A 15,599-nucleotide genomic window follows, 5' to 3' on the forward strand; every position below is an offset into this window, starting at 1 on the left:
AGCCTGTTTTCTTCTCATCTTGTGGAAGGACAGACTTCCGGACAAGATGAGACAAAGGCCGCCATCCGTGACATCAATGCCCGCTACGCCGTTGCTCGACACGGTCAAGCTCCCCACCGACCTTCGTGAGATCGACGACCGCGACCTTCCGCAGCTTGCGCGGGAAGTGCGCGACGAGATGATCGACGCGGTATCGCGCACGGGGGGGCATCTCGGCGCGGGGCTGGGCGTCGTGGAACTGACGATCGCCATCCACAAGGTGTTCAACACGCCGGACGACCGGCTGATCTTCGACGTCGGCCACCAGTGCTATCCGCACAAGATCCTGACCGGGCGCCGCGACCGCATCCGGACGCTGCGCCAGGAAGGCGGGCTTTCCGGCTTCACGCGCAGGGCGGAGAGCGAATACGACCCGTTCGGCGCGGCGCATTCCTCCACCTCTATCTCGGCCGGCCTCGGCATGGCGGTGGCGGCGGACCTTTCCGGCTCGAAGCGGAATGTGGTGGCCGTGATCGGCGACGGCGCCATGTCCGCCGGCATGGCCTATGAGGCGCTGAACAATGCCGGCGCGCTCGATGCGCGGCTGATCGTCATCCTGAACGACAACGACATGTCGATCGCCCCGCCGACCGGCGCTATGAGCGCCTATCTGGCGCGGCTCGCCTCCGGACGGACCTATATGGGCTTCCGCGAGCTCGGCAAGAAGCTGACGGCCTATCTCGGCCACGGCATCGACAAGGCGATCACCCGCGCCGTCGAGCACGCCCGCGGCTACGTCACCGGCGGCACCATGTTCGAGGAAATGGGTTTCTACCATATCGGTCCGATCGACGGCCATTCCTTCGACCATCTCCTGCCGGTGCTGCGCAACGTGCGCGACAATGCCCGCGGCCCGGTGCTGATCCATGTGGTCACCCAGAAGGGCAAGGGTTATCCGCCGGCGGAGGCTGCCGCCGACAAGTATCACGGCGTCAACAGGTTCGACGTCATCACCGGGGCGCAGGCGAAATCGAAGCCGAATGCGCCCTCCTATACGAGCGTGTTCGGCGAGGCGCTGGTGCAGGAAGCGGGGCTCGACGAGAAGATCGTCGGCATCACCGCCGCCATGCCGAACGGCACCGGCATCGACAAGCTGGCGGAGGCCTTCCCCGCCCGCACGTTCGACGTCGGCATCGCCGAGCAGCATGCGGTGACCTTCGCGGCAGGCCTCGCGGCGGAAGGCTACAAGCCCTTCTGCGCTCTCTATTCGACCTTCCTGCAACGCGGCTACGACCAGGTCGTTCACGACGTGGCGATCCAGGGCCTGCCCGTCCGTTTCCCGATCGACCGCGCCGGCTTCGTCGGCGCCGACGGCCCGACCCATGCGGGTTCCTTCGACACGACGTTCCTCGCCACCCTGCCGGGCATGGTGGTGATGGCCGCCGCCGACGAGGCGGAGCTGAAGCACATGGTGCGCACCGCCGCAGCCTATAACGAAGGACCGATCTCCTTCCGCTATCCGCGCGGCGAAGGCGTCGGCGTCGAGCTGCCGGAGCGGGGCCAGATCCTCGAAATCGGCAAGGGCCGCGTGGTGAAGCAAGGTTCAAAAGTGGCGCTGCTTTCCTTCGGCACGCGGCTCAAGGAATGTCTGCTGGCGGCGGAAGACCTGGATGCTGCCGGGCTTTCCACCACGGTTGCGGATGCCCGTTTCGCCAAGCCGCTCGACCACGACCTGATCCGCCAGCTTGCCCATCACCACGAGGTGCTGATCACCGTGGAAGAAGGTTCCGTCGGCGGCTTCGGCAGCCATGTGCTGCAGTTCCTCGCAATGGAAGGCCTGCTCGACAACGGGCTGAAGATCCGCTCCCTCGTGTTGCCGGATATCTGGATGGAACAGGCCAATCCGGACGCGATGTATGCCAAGGCGGGCCTCGATCGGGCCGGCATCGTCTCGACCGTCTTCAAAACGCTCGGCCAGCCGCGGATCGGCGTCGGAGCCGCCGGCTGAGATCAGCTGCGCAGCCCCTCGATCATCATGTCGAACTGGACGACGTTGGAATAGATCGGCGTGCCGACATCCATCGCATAACGCGAGCGGAAGATCCTGCCGCTGACGTTGAAGGCGATCTTTCGGCCGCTCCAGGCCGTCAACTTCACGTCGAAGCTTTCGGACATGCTGCGTCCCTTGGCGGTCAAAGTCCCGGTGATACGGGCGCTGTCGGGTCCCGTCTGCTCCACACGGCTCGAGCGGAAGGAGATCGTGTCGAAGCGGTCTGTGTCGAAGACCGCACCTGACCGCAGGAATGCATCGATCCGCGCCTGGCCGGTCCTGACGCTTTCGGGTTTCAGCTCGAAATTCACCATGGAATGAGGGAGATCGCCGGCCCTGAGATTGAAGGTGCCGGAAAACTTTCCGAACTCGCCCTTGATGCCGCCGCCGCCCACCTGATCGACGGTAAACGCGATGCGCGATCCCGGCGTGATGGCATAGCGCCCGGCGACCTCGGACAGGCTCGGCACCTCGACCGCCGATCGGCTTGTCTCGGGAAGCGACGCGGCGACAAACAGGGCCGCGATGAGAGCTGTCTTGTGGGTCATGGCCGCGACTCCCTGGTGGACGTTCTGATCCGATGGCGCCGGCCGCCGATCATGCGGGTCAGCACGTCGTCATGCCGGCGGTAATGGTGGTAGAGCGCCGCGCCGGAATGGAGAAACACGAGCACCAGCGTGGCATAGGCGAGCGCCGCATGGGCCGTCGTCCACCAGGCTTCCGCCGCGTCCGACTTCGGCACCGGCAGATGCGGAATGACGACGAGGTTGAAGGCGAAGGTCGGAATCTCCAGCGGCGAGACCGAAGCGATCATCCAGCCGGCCAGAGGAACCGCAACTGCCAATGCCGCAAGCACGTGGTGCATGCCCTTTGCCGCCAGATGCTCAAGCCGGCTCATGCCGGCGACCGGCGTCACCCGGACACGGATCAGCGAATGGGCAAACCTGACGACGGCGAACAGGAGGGCCAGCATTCCCAGGGATTTATGCCACTGGAAGAGCGAAAATTGCAGAGCAGGGTCGATGGACGGCCTGGTCATCGCAAAGCCGAGCACCATGAGGCCAAGAATAAGAGCTGCGATCAGCCAGTGCAGGATGATCGCGAGTGGATCATAGCGATCGGCAGGACGACGCATGACTGGCTTCCCGGAAATCTCGTCCGGGATCATCCTCCCCAACTTGCTCTTCGGCAAGTCGCGAAGAGATCACACCGCTTCAACAGTCGTGGAGCCTATTGGTCCGCCGCGGTCAGGAACAGGATATGGAGATCCTTTTCCGGATAAAAATCCTCCGCCGTCATCTCGAAGGTCGTCGGACCGACCTTCCTGATCCCGCTGCCGCAGAAGCTGACGTAATCCTGCGGCCGGCCCTTGTCGATCGTGAGCTTGAACTTGCCGATCGGGCCGCCCCAATTCGCACCCGTGGTCAAGATATAGGAGACCCATTGCTCCATGTAGTTCGGGCCGGACTTGCCGGCCGCCGCCTCGAGCTTGGCCGCCGTCTTCATGAAGGCGCCGTCTATGCAGTAACGTTCGGCATAATCCTTGTAGCTCGTACCCGGCTTGCCCTGGTCGATGAAGGTCATGGCGACGGTGCCGCCGACGCTCGGCGCATACCGGTGGCTGACGCGTACGGGTTTGCCAGCCGGAAACATCGTCTTCCACCAATAGACCGAGCGGAGCGTCCAGGTCGGCCGCAAATCCTCCTGCCAGCCCTTGCCCGCATCGTAGCGGTCCACATAGACGAGGCCTTCGGCGATCCATCGTGTCTTCACGTCCTGGGGCAGCGTTTTCAGCGCTTCATACGTTTTGTCGCTATACGGGAGAAGCGGGATCTTATGGGAGACGAGTTCGTCGGTCCTGTCCACGCCTATCGCAATGGCGCGCTGCTGCAGTTCCGGCGTGATCTGCTTGCCGTCCTGCACGACCGAAAAGCCGAGGAAATTATCGCTTTCCGGGTCTCCATAGGCGATATCGCTTTGCGAGCCGCCAGTGACGTCCGGCATCGGAAAAGCGATGATGCTCTCGAAATCCGAAGTTCCGGTGTTCCTGAAGACATAGTCGACCAGAACCTCCTTCCGGGAAATATAAAGGTTTTCCTGCTCCATCGTCACATCGGAGGTCTGGAGATAGCTGAGGCCGCCGGTGGTCAGTTCCGCAGTGGTATCATTTGCGAATGCCGGCGGTGCCACAGAGAGCAATCCGCCTATGAGCAGTATACAGCGCATATCCTACCTCCAGCCTCGTTACGGCCGGCAAGATAGACCGGATTGCGAAAACAGAGAAGGCAGGCCGGACAATCTCCGGCCTGCCTTCCAACACGTCACAAACCATCCGGCGGATCAGAATTCCGGCCACTCTTCCTTGACGGCCGCAGTCGTCGCGGCCTTGCCCGAGAAGGCGCGGGCAAGGGTGGAGCGCAGCGCATTGGCGGGCGATGCGACGGGGCGGGCTTCCGCCGGCGCGGCAATCGGGCGGGAAGCGCGGAGCGCCGAGGAACCGCCGAAGTTGAACTGCTTCAGCAAGGCATCGAGCGCCTGGGCTTCCTGAGCGAGCTTGTGGCTGGCGGCCGTCTGCTCTTCGACCATGGCCGCGTTCTGCTGAGTGTTCTGGTCCATGTTGTTGACCGAGGAATTGATCTCCTGCAGGCCTGTCGACTGCTCGCGGGTGGAGACCACGATCGCGTTCAGGTGTTCGTTGATCTGCTGCACTTCGCCGACGATCGCCTCCAGCGCCTGGCCGGTCTCGCCGACCAGCGCCACGCCCGCATCCACCTGCTGGCTGGAGGTGGTGATGAGCGCCTTGATCTCCTTCGCCGCATTGGCCGAACGCTGGGCCAGTTCGCGCACTTCCTGGGCGACGACCGCGAAGCCCTTGCCGGCATCGCCCGCACGGGCCGCCTCGACGCCTGCGTTGAGCGCCAGAAGGTTGGTCTGGAAGGCGATATCGTCGATGACGCTGATAATGTTGATGATCTCGCCGGAAGATTTCGCGATCTGCTCCATGGCGGAGACGGCGCGGCGGACCACATCGCCCGACTTCTCCGCGCCGATGCGGGTGCGCTCGACGCGCTGGCCGACATCCTCCGCACGGCGGGCGGATTCCTTCACCGTCGTCGTCACCTCTTCGAGAGCTGCGGCGGTCTCCTCGACGGCGGCGGCCTGCTGCTCGGTGCGGCGGCCGAGATCGTCTGCAGCGGCGCGGATCTCGCCGGCGCCGGCGCTGATGGCGGAGGCATTCTCGCCGACCGCCTGGAGTGCAGCCTGCAGCTTGCCGAGCGCCTGGTTGAAGTCGGTCCGCAGCCGGTCGAGACGATCCGCGAAGGGCTTTTCAAGGCGGTAGGCGACGTCGCCATTGGCGAGGCTTGCAAGACCGGTGGCAAGCGAATCGATCGCGAATTCGATCTCCGCGGCTTCACGTGCCTTCTGCGCATCGTTGGCGAGACGTTCGCGCTCGCTGTTCTCGCGCAGCGCATCCGCATCGCGGGCAAGGAGCTGCTTTTCGATCGCCGCGTCCTTGAAGACCGCGACCGCCCTGGCCATGCGGCCCACTTCATCCGTGCGGTCGAGCGCCGGAACCTTGATGTCGTGGTTGCCGCCGGCGAGCCGGGTCATGGCTTCGGTCATGCCGACGATCGGGGTGACGATGGCGCGAGAGAGAGCGAGAACGAGCGCTACGGCGATCACGCCGGCGATGCCGCCGCCGAGAAGCAGCGTGAGCAGCAGGTCACGATGGGCGTTCGCCTGCGTATTCTGCAGGCCGGTCGTTAGATCGAATGCCTGTTTCTTGATCTTTCCGGCTGCCTCGCGGAACCCGTCGAGCTGGCCCCTCGCCTGGTTTCGGCCGATCTCGATAATTTCCTCAATCGGCCTGTCGGTGTTCTTGCGGGCCTCGAGCTGCGGCACCGTGAGCTGGGTGTGGAAGACGTCGGCCGCGGCGCGCATGGCGTCGAGCGAGGCGACAAGATCCGGCATGCCGGCAGCGGTCCGCTTGGCGGCATCGATCGCGGCGATCATCCTGTCGCGATTGGCGAAGACGTCGTTATAGGTGCTGTCGCTCTTGAAGAGCAGAAAGCCGCGCTGGTTGACGGCCTGCTCAAGCATGGCTTCCAGCGCGTTGTCCACCTGCATCATGATGGCTTGCGAAACGGCCTGCTGGGCGGAAGCGCGGCTCGACTTCAGCGCCTGCCAGTAAACACCGGCCGATGCCAGAAGACAGACCGACATCAACGCCGCGAAAGTAATGATGAGCTTCTTGTTCAGGGAAAGGTTTTTGAGCGCCATGAGGGCTTCCACTCTCGGTCAAAGGATTGCAGGCTCCTCCGCAGGCGAGAGAATCCCAACATGATTAAAATTTGATTGAACGACGCCCACGAGTTTTCACTCCATGAGACACTTGCGCATCGGCCCGCCGGCAGGCATTGACTGGCGGCATGGCCAAATCCGCTGAAAACCAACGCCTCGACCAGCTTCTCATATCGCTCGACCTGTTCGAAAGCCGATCGCGGGCACGCGACGCGATCGCGCGCGGCACGGTGACCGTGAACGGTCAGGTGGTGACGAAGGCGGGCCAGGTGGTTTCTCCTGACGCGGCAATTGCGATCGACGACCCTGCCAAGGCCTATGTCTCCCGCGCGGCGCTGAAGCTTGTCGCGGCGCTCGATCATTTCCGCCTCGATCCGGCCGGCAAAACCTGTCTCGACGTGGGCGCTTCCACCGGCGGCTTTACCGAAGTCCTGCTTCAACGCGGCGCGGCGCATGTCACGGCGATCGACGTGGGACACGGGCAGACGCATGCGCGGATCGCCGCCGACCCACGCGTGACGAATATCGAGGGGCTGAACGCCCGCAACCTCACCGCAGCCGATCTTAGCGGCCGCGCGATCGATTTCGTCGTCTCGGACGTCTCGTTCATCTCGCTGAAGCTGGCGCTGCCGCCGGCATTGAAGCTTGCCGCGCCCGGCGCCATATGCGTGCTTCTGGTCAAGCCGCAATTCGAGGCCGGCCGCGAGGCGATCGGCAAGGGGGGCCTCCTGCGTGATCCGGAGAGCGCGCCGCAGGTCGCGGCGGAGCTGGAGCGCTGGCTGACCGAAGACATGGGCTGGACGAGTTTCGGCCTCATCCCCTCGCCCATCTCCGGCGGCGACGGCAACCAGGAATTCCTGCTCGCAGGACGAAAGCCAGAATGAGCACAGAAACAGTGAAGATCGCGCGGCTCGGCGCGCAGGGCCACGGCATTGCCGAGGGCGAAAAGGGACCGGTCTACGTGCCCCATGCGCTGCCGGGGGAGACGGTGGCGATCGCCCGCAACGGCAATCACGGCATGCTGATCTCGATCGCCGAGGCCTCGCCGGACCGTGCGGCGCCGCTCTGTCGGCATTTCGATCCGGACCGGGACGCCTGCGGCGGCTGTTCGCTGCAGCATCTGGCGGAGGCGCCCTACCGCGCCTTCAAGCGCGAACTGGTCGTCGAGGCGCTGAAATCCAGGGGCCTCACGCCGGAAGTCGGCGAACTCATCGCCGCGCATCCGCGCGAGCGGCGGCGTGCCGTCTTCTCCGCCCGCAAGACGGAGAAGGAACTCCTGCTCGGCTTCAACCGCGCCGAGACCAACCACATCGTCTCGATCGAGGAATGTCCGATCGCAGCACCTGGCATCATGGCGCGGCTCGATGCTATCCGGGCGATCGGTCAGGCGCTGGCGACCGGCTCCGATATCTTCCGCATCACAGTTCTCGAAACACTCTCGGGCCTCGACATCGCCGTCGATGGGCTGAAGCCGCTTTCCGACAAGCAGCGGCGCGCCGTGACCGAAACCGTGCTCGGCCTCAGGGGTATCGCGCGGGTTTCGGTCAACGGCGAAGTCGTCATCGAACCGCAGAAGCCGCTGATCGATTTCGGCGGCGTGAAAGTCTCGCCGCCGCCGGGCGCCTTCACGCAGGCGACAAAACCGGCGGAGGACGCCATGGCCGTGCTGGTGCTCGGCCATGTGGGCAAGGCGAAACGCGTGCTCGACCTCTTCGCCGGTTCCGGCACGTTTGCCTTGAGGTTGGCGCGGAGCGCCAAGGTGCATGCGGTGGAAAGCGAGGAGAAGCCGCTGAAGGCGCTCGACCATGCCGCCCGCAACACGCAGGGACTGAAACCGGTCACCGTCGAGAAACGGGATCTTTTCCGCCGGCCGATGATCCCGCAGGAGCTGAAGAATTACGATGCGGTCGTCTTCGATCCGCCGCGCGCCGGCGCCGAGGCACAGGTGAAGGAACTCGTCCGTTCCGGCGTGAAGGCCATCGCCGCGGTGAGCTGCAATCCGGTCACACTCGCCCGCGACCTGCGAATATTGGTGGACGGCGGCTATCGCATCAAATCGGTGACGCCGATCGACCAGTTCCTCTGGTCGCCGCATGTGGAAGCGGTGGCGCTGCTGGAGAAATAATTCCTAGAAATCCAGGTCCAGCCGGCCATTGCCGACGACGTTAGGGCAGCGGCAGCGGCCTCCGACGCGGCCCGCATCGGCGCGGCAGACATAGGGCCGGTTGCGGTCGTCGCTCTGGCGCGGCGGCACGACACAGACATAGCGCTGCGGTCGCGGCCGGCGATCGTCGGTCCTCGTGCGGGTATCGCCCTGGTACTGGATCAATGTCATCGGCGCCCCGGCAGAGAAATCCCCCGCCGCGGCCGTGGAACAGGATGTCAGCAGGATCGCGAGGCACGACAGGATTTTGCGCATGAGATTCCTCCCTTTCGGAAGAAGAACTAACCCTGCTCGCCTGCCGAAAGAAGGGGATGGCCGGATTTTCCCGCTCGGCAGCGTTAACGCCGCATGAAGGCCTCGAATGCGGCGCGCGCCTCCGGGCTTTTGAGCTGCGCGGAGAAATGCACGAGTTCCTCGTCGATGCGGGCGAGAACCTCGTCGCGGGAACCGCGCACCAGATCGCGGGCGATCTTCAGCGCCTGTGGCGGCTTGGCGGCCAGGCCTGCGGCAAGCGAGAGCGTTTCCGCCTCTACGACTTCGGGCTCGACGATCTTCCAGACGAGGCCGGCTTCCAGTGCGGCCTTCGCGGAAAAACCTTCGCCCGCCACCAGCATGGCGAAGGCGCGCTGATGGCCCATGACCCTCGGCGCCAGAAGGCTGGAGGCGGCTTCCGGCACCAGCGCCAGATCGACGAAAGGCGTCTTGAACAGGCTGCGGCCGGAGGCGACCGTCATGTCGCAATGCAGGTTGAGCGTCGTGCCGATGCCGATTGCCAGTCCGTCGACGCCGGAGACCAGCGGCTTTTCGGCAAGTGCCAGCGCCTTGATGAAAACGGCTGCGGCGGGCACCTCCTTGGAACCCGAGAGGGCATAGGTCAGGAAATCGCCCATGTCGTTGCCGGCCGAGAAACAGCCCTCGCTACCCAGGAAGGCGACGGCACGCACCGTCTCGTCGCCATTCGCCTCTTCCAGCGCCGCGGTCATGCGGTGGTACATGGCCGAAGTAATCGCGTTCTTCTTTTCCGGCCGGTTGAAGCGGATCACCATCACGCCCGGCCGGGTCTGCGGGCGTTCGACGAGGATATGGCTGTCGCTCACGGAAAACTCCTTCAGGCGAGGATTGCGCGGGCTGCTTCGAGGCTCGCGGCGCCAGAGACGACACGGTCCTTCAGCGCCGAGGTTTCGGCAAGCAGGTTTTCCGCCATGAAGCGGCAGAGCGCCACACGCTTTTCCGCCCCACCGTCGCCGATGTCGGCAAGCGCGCCCTTGCCGAGGTAGCAGCCGGTGAGCGTCAGGCCGAACAGGCGCTGATAGGGCGTCGCGCCGGAAAGCGAATCGGCCGCCCTGCCATCGGCCTGCGTTTCCAGCAGCCAGTTGGTGGCGGTCTCGAGCGCGGCGATCGCGGCCTTCAGCCTGTCGCCGGTTTCGCCAAAAGTCGGATCGTTTGAAGCAGCCACCCTGTCGGCAACCTCCTTCATCTCGCCGATGAAGCCGCGCACCTGCTCGCCGGAGGAGAGCGGCAGCTTGCGGGTCACGAGATCGATCGCCTGGATGCCGTTGGTGCCCTCGTAGATCGGCGCGATGCGGGCGTCGCGGAGATAACGGGCAGCACCCGTCTCCTCGATGAAGCCCATGCCGCCATGCACCTGGATGCCGAGCGAGGCGACATCGACACCGATATCCGTGGCGAAAGACTTGGCGACGGGCGTCAGGAGTGCGGCGCGCTCGCTCCAGTGGCGGGCCTCTTCGCCTTCCGTGTGGTGCGACATGTCGATCGCATAGGCGCAGGCATAGCAGATGGCGCGCGCGCCCTGGGTCAGCGCCTTCATGGTGATGAGCGTCTGAGCAATATCCGGATGCTCGAGAATCGGGCTCATGTCCGATCCGGACCAGCCGGGCGCCTTGCCCTGCGTCCGCTCGCGGGCATAGGCAACCGCCTTCTGCGTTGCGGCTTCGGCGATCGCCACACCCTGCATGCCGACCGCGAGCCGGGCATTGTTCATCATGGTGAACATGCAGGCGAGACCCTTGTTCTCCTCGCCGATCAGCCAGCCGACCGCCCCCTTCTCCTCGCCGAAAACCCCGTCGCCGTAGATCATCGTGCAGGTTGGAGAACCGTGGATGCCGAGCTTGTGTTCGATCGAATGACAAAAGACGTCGTTGCGGGGGCCGAGCGAACCGTCGTCACCGACGAGGAATTTCGGCACCAGGAAGAGCGAGATGCCGCGCGTGCCGGCCGGCGCATCGGGGAGGCGCGCAAGCACGAGATGGATGATGTTATCCGCCGCATCGTGCTCGCCCCAGGTAATGAAAATTTTCTGGCCGAAGATGCGGTAGGTGCCGTCGTCGCGACGTTCGGCGCGGGTCTTCAGCACGCCGAGATCGGAGCCGGCATGCGGCTCGGTGAGGTTCATGGTGCCGGTCCATTCGCCGGAGACCATCTTCGCGAGATATTTTTCCTTGAGCGCGTCGCTGCCGTGGGCCACGAGCGCCTCGATCGCGCCCATGGTGAGCGTCGGCGCGAGCGCGAAGGCCATGGAGGCGGAATTCCACATTTCGAGCGCCGCGACGTTCAGCATATGCGGCAGATGCTGGCCGCCGAAGGCTTCGGGGGCGGTCAGCCCGTTCCAGCCCCCCTCGCGCCAGCGGCGGTAGAGGTCCGGCCAGCCGTCCGGCGTCTTCACCTCGCCGTCGACGAGGCGCGCACCCTGCCGATCGCCGACCTCGCCGAGCGGCGCCATCTCGTTGCCGGCGAAGCGGCCGGCCTCCTCCAGGATCGCATCGACCAGATCGGCGGAAAGATCGCCGAACCGGCCGATCTCCACGGCCTCCGCCAGGCCCGCTACATGGTTCAGGGTGAAGGCGATCTCCTCGACCGGTGCCTTGTACATGATGCTCCTCCTTGGCGCATGCGCGCCTTGCCGCATGCTGCCCGCTCCTGCCCTTTCTTTTACGTAAACGTAAATGTGATTGTCAACTACAGCGGCAGGCAGCTTCCCATCACTATCTCTTTCGCTTTAGAAAATCTTGTCGAACCGGCGTTACACAAGAGGCCTAAGGAGTGACGCGCATGCTTCCGGATTCCTCGCCCATGTCCATCCTCGCCCCCGCCGTTCCAGGCCTCGTCTGGGCCTATCACTTCCGTCCGGGTTCGGCGCCGTGCACCCGATTGCCGCTCGACGCGGCGCGCAGCGATCTCGACGTGGCCGAGGGCTTCCTCTGGCTTCACCTCAATCTCGCCGATACGCGCGTCACCGCTTTCCTCGAAAATTTTCCGGGCCTCACCCCGCCGGCCATCGCGGCGCTGACCACGCATGACACCCACGCAGCCATCACGCTCGACGAACAGCTCGTCTACGGCACGCTGGTCGATTTCCAGCGGGAGTTCGACAGCGACACGCGCGATATCGGCTGGCTGCATTTCTTCGTCTCCGACAGGGTGATCATCACCACACGGCTGCAGCCGCTCAGGTCGATCGACCGCGCACGGGCGGCCATCGAAAAGAACGCCTCGCGCTACAGGCAGCCGATCGACGTGTTCGAAACGCTGGTCGCCGAATTCCAGCGCACCCTGATCAGCCTCGTCATGGAGCTCACCGAGGAGCTGAACCTCATCGAGGATTTCGTCTACGACAATGCGCCGCGCGATGAGCGCCGGCGGCTTGCGCCGGTCCGGCGAACAGTGGTCAGGCTGCATCGGCACCTGAGGACCGTGCTGACGCTGATGCGGCGGGCAGCGGCCGCCGACGGCGACGAAATGCCGCCCGGTTTCGACGATGCCGCCTCGCGCCTCGTCGGCCGGCTGGAAGCGGTCGACCACGACGTCTATGCGCTGCAGGAGCGCGCCCGGCTGCTGCACGAGGAAATCGACTCGAAGCTCTCCTCCGAGACGAACCGGCACCTCTACATCCTGTCGCTGATGACGGCCTTCCTGCTGCCGCCGACGCTGGTCACCGGCTTCTTCGGCATGAACACGTCCTCCCTGCCCTTCGCGGAAGGCGTGGGCGGGACAGCCTATGCGCTCGGCCTCATCGTCCTGTCCGTGCTCGCCGCCTGGTGGCTATTGAGGCGGGTCGGCATTCTCTGATCCCGGCCTCGCAAACGAAAACCCGCCCGGCTTGCACCGAACGGGTTTTCAAAGGGATTTCCCTCGCCTCAGTAATAGGGCGAGTAGCAGGTCTGGCGCGGGCCGTTATAGGGCTGGAACGAGTTCGAATAGGCATCGTAGGACCGATAACGGGAAGAGCACCATTCGTAGTGGCGCGGATTGAGACCACCGCCGCCATAGACCGGGGCGGGAGCCGGCTCGACATAGCGCGGCTGGGCAGCGATGGCGCCGCCGATCAGCGCGCCGGCGCCGAATGCCGCCAGCGGGAACCAGTAGCCCTCGTGATAACGGTAGCCCGGGCGGCGATCACGATAGCCGCGATGGCCGCGGTACCAGCCCCGGCGGTCACCCCAATCGCGGCGGTCACGCCAATCGCGGCCGTCACGCCAGTCGCGGCGATACTGCACCAGATTTACGTCCGAACTCGCCTCGATCCCGGCCGCCGGAGCGACCGGCAGCGGCATTGCCCCGGCCGGCATCAGCGAGCCAACCAGAACGGCGGCGGAAATGCCCGCGACCGCAATTTTCTTGAACAGCGTCATATTGAACTCTCCCAACCCTTGGTCGATGTTTTCTGTTTCCTTCGCCGGCCTCGACGGCGTCTGCCATCGGCGGACCGTAACTTCGCGGCGATCCTAGGAAATTCATCCTGAATGCGTGATTAACGCCCCGGAGCAACGGAAGCCCGGCCCGGGCAGCGTGCCCGAACCGGGTTCCACATCCAGCCCCGAGACGATTTTTACCGGTACGGCGATACGCATCGCGCCCGGACGCCGGCGCGCGGCACATAGGTATTGTCCGATGCGCGATAGCTACGGTAGCGGCTCTCGCACCAGGCGACATGTCGGCCGGAATAAGGGCCGCGATCATTTGCAATCGCTCCGCCGATGATTACCCCGGTGCCGAAGGCCGCCAGCGGGAACCAGAAGCCATTGTAATACCGATAGCCCGGACGGCGATCGCGATAGCCGCGATAACCGCGATGCCAGCCGTAGCGGTCGCGCCGCCAGTCACGGCGATCCCGGTACTGGACATCCGTCACGGCGCTTGCAGCCGAAATGGCGGGAGCCGAAGGCATCTGCAAAGCCTGAGCCGATGTGAAGCTGGTGAGCGCAGAAGCGACCGCAAGCGCTGCCGCGGTCAAACGCAGGTGGAGGGGTCTCATCCTGGTGTTTCCTTTCAGGAAGTATTGGCAGAAAACAACGCGGATAGAAGGACTTGGTTCCATGACGGCCGGGCTGGAGCCAATCACGAATAAGCGATCGGTCCCAGGGCAAACTGCATCATGCGACGATCGAAAGCATCGTCTGATCGCCCTGAAGGCGATTGACCATGAAATTCGAATACCATTCGACGAACTGCATGACGCCGCCCTCGTGGATCGCCGAATAAGGTCCCGGCTCATATGCCGGCGAACGGATCCCGAAGGCGTTTTCCTCGACGATCTGGCGGTCCTGGTCGTTGGTCATGTTCCAGACATGCGTCAGCTCTTCGAGATTGTAATCGACGCCCTCGACCGCATCCTTGTGGACCAGCCATTTGGTGGTGACCGCCGTTTCCTCCGGTCCGAGTGGTGTGACGCGGAAGGAGACCGCATGGTCGCCCAGCATGTGGTTCCACGTGGTCGGGTAATGGAAGAGCAGCATCGTGCCGATCCCATCGATCGTCACGTCGTCGGAGAGTTTTCGCTGCACGGCATTCCTGCCCGACATCGTGTAGCTTTCGGCGCCCTCGATCAGCGGCATGCGGGCGACGCGGAACTGGCCGTCCGGCGATATCCTGAACTCGCTCGGCAGATCGGCCGCCTCGCAGCGCCGCCAGTGCTCGATGATGACCGGATCGTCGATCGCGCCCGACACGCCGGTGACGGTAGGCGCTTCCGGAAACGTGCGGCAGAGTTCCGGGTGATTGCCGGCGCAATGATAGCATTCGCGGTTGTTTTCCCAGACGAGCTTCCAATTGCCCTTCTCGATGATCGTCGACTGGTGGGCGACCTTGGCCTCCGACAGGCGGTGCGGCGCCATATAGGGCTCGATCGCCTCGCGAACGGGCGCGAAATCCGGCGCCTCGTTGGCAAGGCAGATGAAGATGTAGCCGGCGACGCTCTCGCAATGGACCTTCTTCAACCCGAACTCTCTCTTGTCGAAATCCTGGCCCATCTGCCGGGCGATGAGCAGCGAGCCGTCGAGTTCGTAGGTCCATTGATGGTAGGGACAGACGAGCCGCACCGCCGAGCCGCTTTCCTTGGTGCATACCCGGCTGCCGCGGTGGCGGCAGGTATTGTGGAGCGCCCGGATCAGGCCGTCACGGCCGCGCACGACGACGACCGGATAGTCGCCGATCTGCAACGTGAAATAGCTGCCGGCCTTGGGCAGTTCGCAATCGTGGCCGACGAACAGCCAATCGCGATACCAGATCAATTCGAGATCGAGCTTGTAATAATCGGGATCGGTGTAAAAGGCCTGTTCGAGGCTGAAGCCTTCGCGGCGGTTCTTGAGCTGCCGCAGGACCTGACTGCGAGTTTCCATCTTGCCTTCCTTGTCGAAGCGAGCCTTGGGGCGGCCTGCGGAAGGACATGGAAACGCCGGCCGGTCTCGCCCCGCCAATCTCCGCGTCCCGAGCGCCCGCCGCGATCGGTCAAATTCTCTTTCACCTCAGGCTGGTTTCCGGGCTCAGGAGCTGTCCCTCGCGGGACGGGCATGGCGCCTTCCCGGGCGGCCCTTGCGGCTCTTTCCCAGTGGCTTGTGCCATGCCTCTTACACTCCACCACCGTTGCGGGGGCAGCGCCGGGCTTCGACCGGCTTCCCAATTCTCCGCCCTCCCTAGCGAGGCGGCACCTTGAGCTTGCAGCGGATATAATCATCTGCCCCACGTGTCGCATAGGCAACATTGCGACATCGGCAACCGCATTGACGACGGCTTCGGAAAACCCTTAAGCCCCGCGAAAGGAAAACCTGTCATTGAGGGCTGAAGCTCAAGATTTCCGGCATCAACAGG

14 protein-coding genes and 1 riboswitch are annotated in these 15,599 nt (G+C 64.3%); of the genes, 4 read left to right on the forward strand and 10 right to left on the reverse strand.

The window, feature by feature from the left end; translation table 11 throughout:
• Nucleotides 1-67: 67 nt before the first annotated feature.
• Nucleotides 68-1,987, forward strand: coding sequence for a 1-deoxy-D-xylulose-5-phosphate synthase (dxs, locus tag ACMGE0_RS13045; protein WP_436816283.1), 1,920 nt, complete (start codon nucleotides 68-70; stop codon nucleotides 1,985-1,987).
• Between the two features lie 2 nt (nucleotides 1,988-1,989).
• On the opposite strand, the gene ACMGE0_RS13050 is transcribed toward dxs, so the two are convergent.
• The 4 genes from ACMGE0_RS13050 to ACMGE0_RS13065 all read right to left on the reverse strand — a co-directional run bounded on the left by ACMGE0_RS13050 (nucleotide 1,990) and on the right by ACMGE0_RS13065 (nucleotide 6,310).
• A complete protein-coding gene (locus ACMGE0_RS13050) occupies nucleotides 1,990-2,577 on the reverse strand; it encodes a YceI family protein (RefSeq protein WP_436816284.1) in 588 nt (195 codons plus the stop codon).
• A complete protein-coding gene (locus ACMGE0_RS13055; RefSeq protein ID WP_436816285.1) occupies nucleotides 2,574-3,164 on the reverse strand; it encodes a cytochrome b in 591 nt (196 codons plus the stop codon). The genes ACMGE0_RS13050 and ACMGE0_RS13055 overlap by 4 nt, the downstream gene beginning before the upstream one ends.
• A gap of 95 nt (nucleotides 3,165-3,259) precedes the next feature.
• Nucleotides 3,260-4,255, reverse strand: a complete 996-nt coding sequence (locus tag ACMGE0_RS13060) for a DUF4424 domain-containing protein (RefSeq protein ID WP_436816286.1) — start codon at nucleotides 4,253-4,255, stop codon at nucleotides 3,260-3,262.
• Between the two features lie 114 nt (nucleotides 4,256-4,369).
• Nucleotides 4,370-6,310, reverse strand: a complete 1,941-nt coding sequence (locus ACMGE0_RS13065; protein ID WP_436816287.1) for a methyl-accepting chemotaxis protein — start codon at nucleotides 6,308-6,310, stop codon at nucleotides 4,370-4,372.
• Between the two features lie 149 nt (nucleotides 6,311-6,459).
• Between ACMGE0_RS13065 and ACMGE0_RS13070 the strand changes: the two genes are divergently transcribed.
• A complete protein-coding gene (locus tag ACMGE0_RS13070) occupies nucleotides 6,460-7,215 on the forward strand; it encodes a TlyA family RNA methyltransferase (protein ID WP_436816288.1) in 756 nt (251 codons plus the stop codon).
• Nucleotides 7,212-8,456 (forward strand): class I SAM-dependent RNA methyltransferase, encoded by a 1,245-nt coding sequence (locus tag ACMGE0_RS13075; RefSeq protein WP_436816289.1) that lies wholly within the window; start codon nucleotides 7,212-7,214, stop codon nucleotides 8,454-8,456. Before ACMGE0_RS13070 ends, ACMGE0_RS13075 begins: the two co-directional genes overlap by 4 nt.
• Before the next feature lie 3 nt (nucleotides 8,457-8,459).
• On the opposite strand, the gene ACMGE0_RS13080 is transcribed toward ACMGE0_RS13075, so the two are convergent.
• From ACMGE0_RS13080 to ACMGE0_RS13090, 3 genes are all read right to left on the reverse strand, one after another.
• Entirely contained in the window at nucleotides 8,460-8,750 is a 291-nt protein-coding gene (locus ACMGE0_RS13080; RefSeq protein ID WP_436816290.1) for a hypothetical protein, read from the reverse strand.
• 83 nt (nucleotides 8,751-8,833) lie between these two features.
• Entirely contained in the window at nucleotides 8,834-9,541 is a 708-nt protein-coding gene (locus ACMGE0_RS13085; protein WP_436816468.1) for a crotonase/enoyl-CoA hydratase family protein, read from the reverse strand.
• A gap of 62 nt (nucleotides 9,542-9,603) precedes the next feature.
• On the reverse strand, nucleotides 9,604-11,385 hold the full coding sequence (locus ACMGE0_RS13090; protein WP_436816291.1) for an acyl-CoA dehydrogenase: 1,782 nt from the start codon (nucleotides 11,383-11,385) through the stop codon (nucleotides 9,604-9,606).
• 200 nt (nucleotides 11,386-11,585) lie between these two features.
• Here ACMGE0_RS13090 and ACMGE0_RS13095 point away from each other — a divergent pair, with 200 nt between their 5' ends.
• The gene (locus ACMGE0_RS13095; RefSeq protein ID WP_436816469.1) at nucleotides 11,586-12,581 is read left to right on the forward strand and encodes a transporter; all 996 of its coding nucleotides are present in this window, start codon (nucleotides 11,586-11,588) and stop codon (nucleotides 12,579-12,581) included.
• A gap of 68 nt (nucleotides 12,582-12,649) precedes the next feature.
• On the opposite strand, the gene ACMGE0_RS13100 is transcribed toward ACMGE0_RS13095, so the two are convergent.
• The 3 genes from ACMGE0_RS13100 to ACMGE0_RS13110 all read right to left on the reverse strand — a co-directional run bounded on the left by ACMGE0_RS13100 (nucleotide 12,650) and on the right by ACMGE0_RS13110 (nucleotide 15,130).
• Nucleotides 12,650-13,144: a BA14K family protein gene (locus ACMGE0_RS13100; RefSeq protein WP_436816292.1), complete on the reverse strand. Its 495-nt coding sequence runs from the start codon at nucleotides 13,142-13,144 to the stop codon at nucleotides 12,650-12,652.
• Between the two features lie 197 nt (nucleotides 13,145-13,341).
• Nucleotides 13,342-13,767, reverse strand: coding sequence for a BA14K family protein (locus tag ACMGE0_RS13105; protein WP_436816293.1), 426 nt, complete (start codon nucleotides 13,765-13,767; stop codon nucleotides 13,342-13,344).
• Between the two features lie 118 nt (nucleotides 13,768-13,885).
• Entirely contained in the window at nucleotides 13,886-15,130 is a 1,245-nt protein-coding gene (locus ACMGE0_RS13110) for an aromatic ring-hydroxylating oxygenase subunit alpha (protein ID WP_436816294.1), read from the reverse strand.
• Nucleotides 15,131-15,242: 112 nt separating this feature from the next.
• Nucleotides 15,243-15,458, reverse strand: a riboswitch (cobalamin riboswitch).
• Nucleotides 15,459-15,599: the final 141 nt, after the last annotated feature.

Origin of the sequence: Neorhizobium descurainiae (genome assembly GCF_051400715.1) — a bacterium.
In the GTDB taxonomy this organism is placed as follows: domain Bacteria; phylum Pseudomonadota; class Alphaproteobacteria; order Rhizobiales; family Rhizobiaceae; genus Neorhizobium.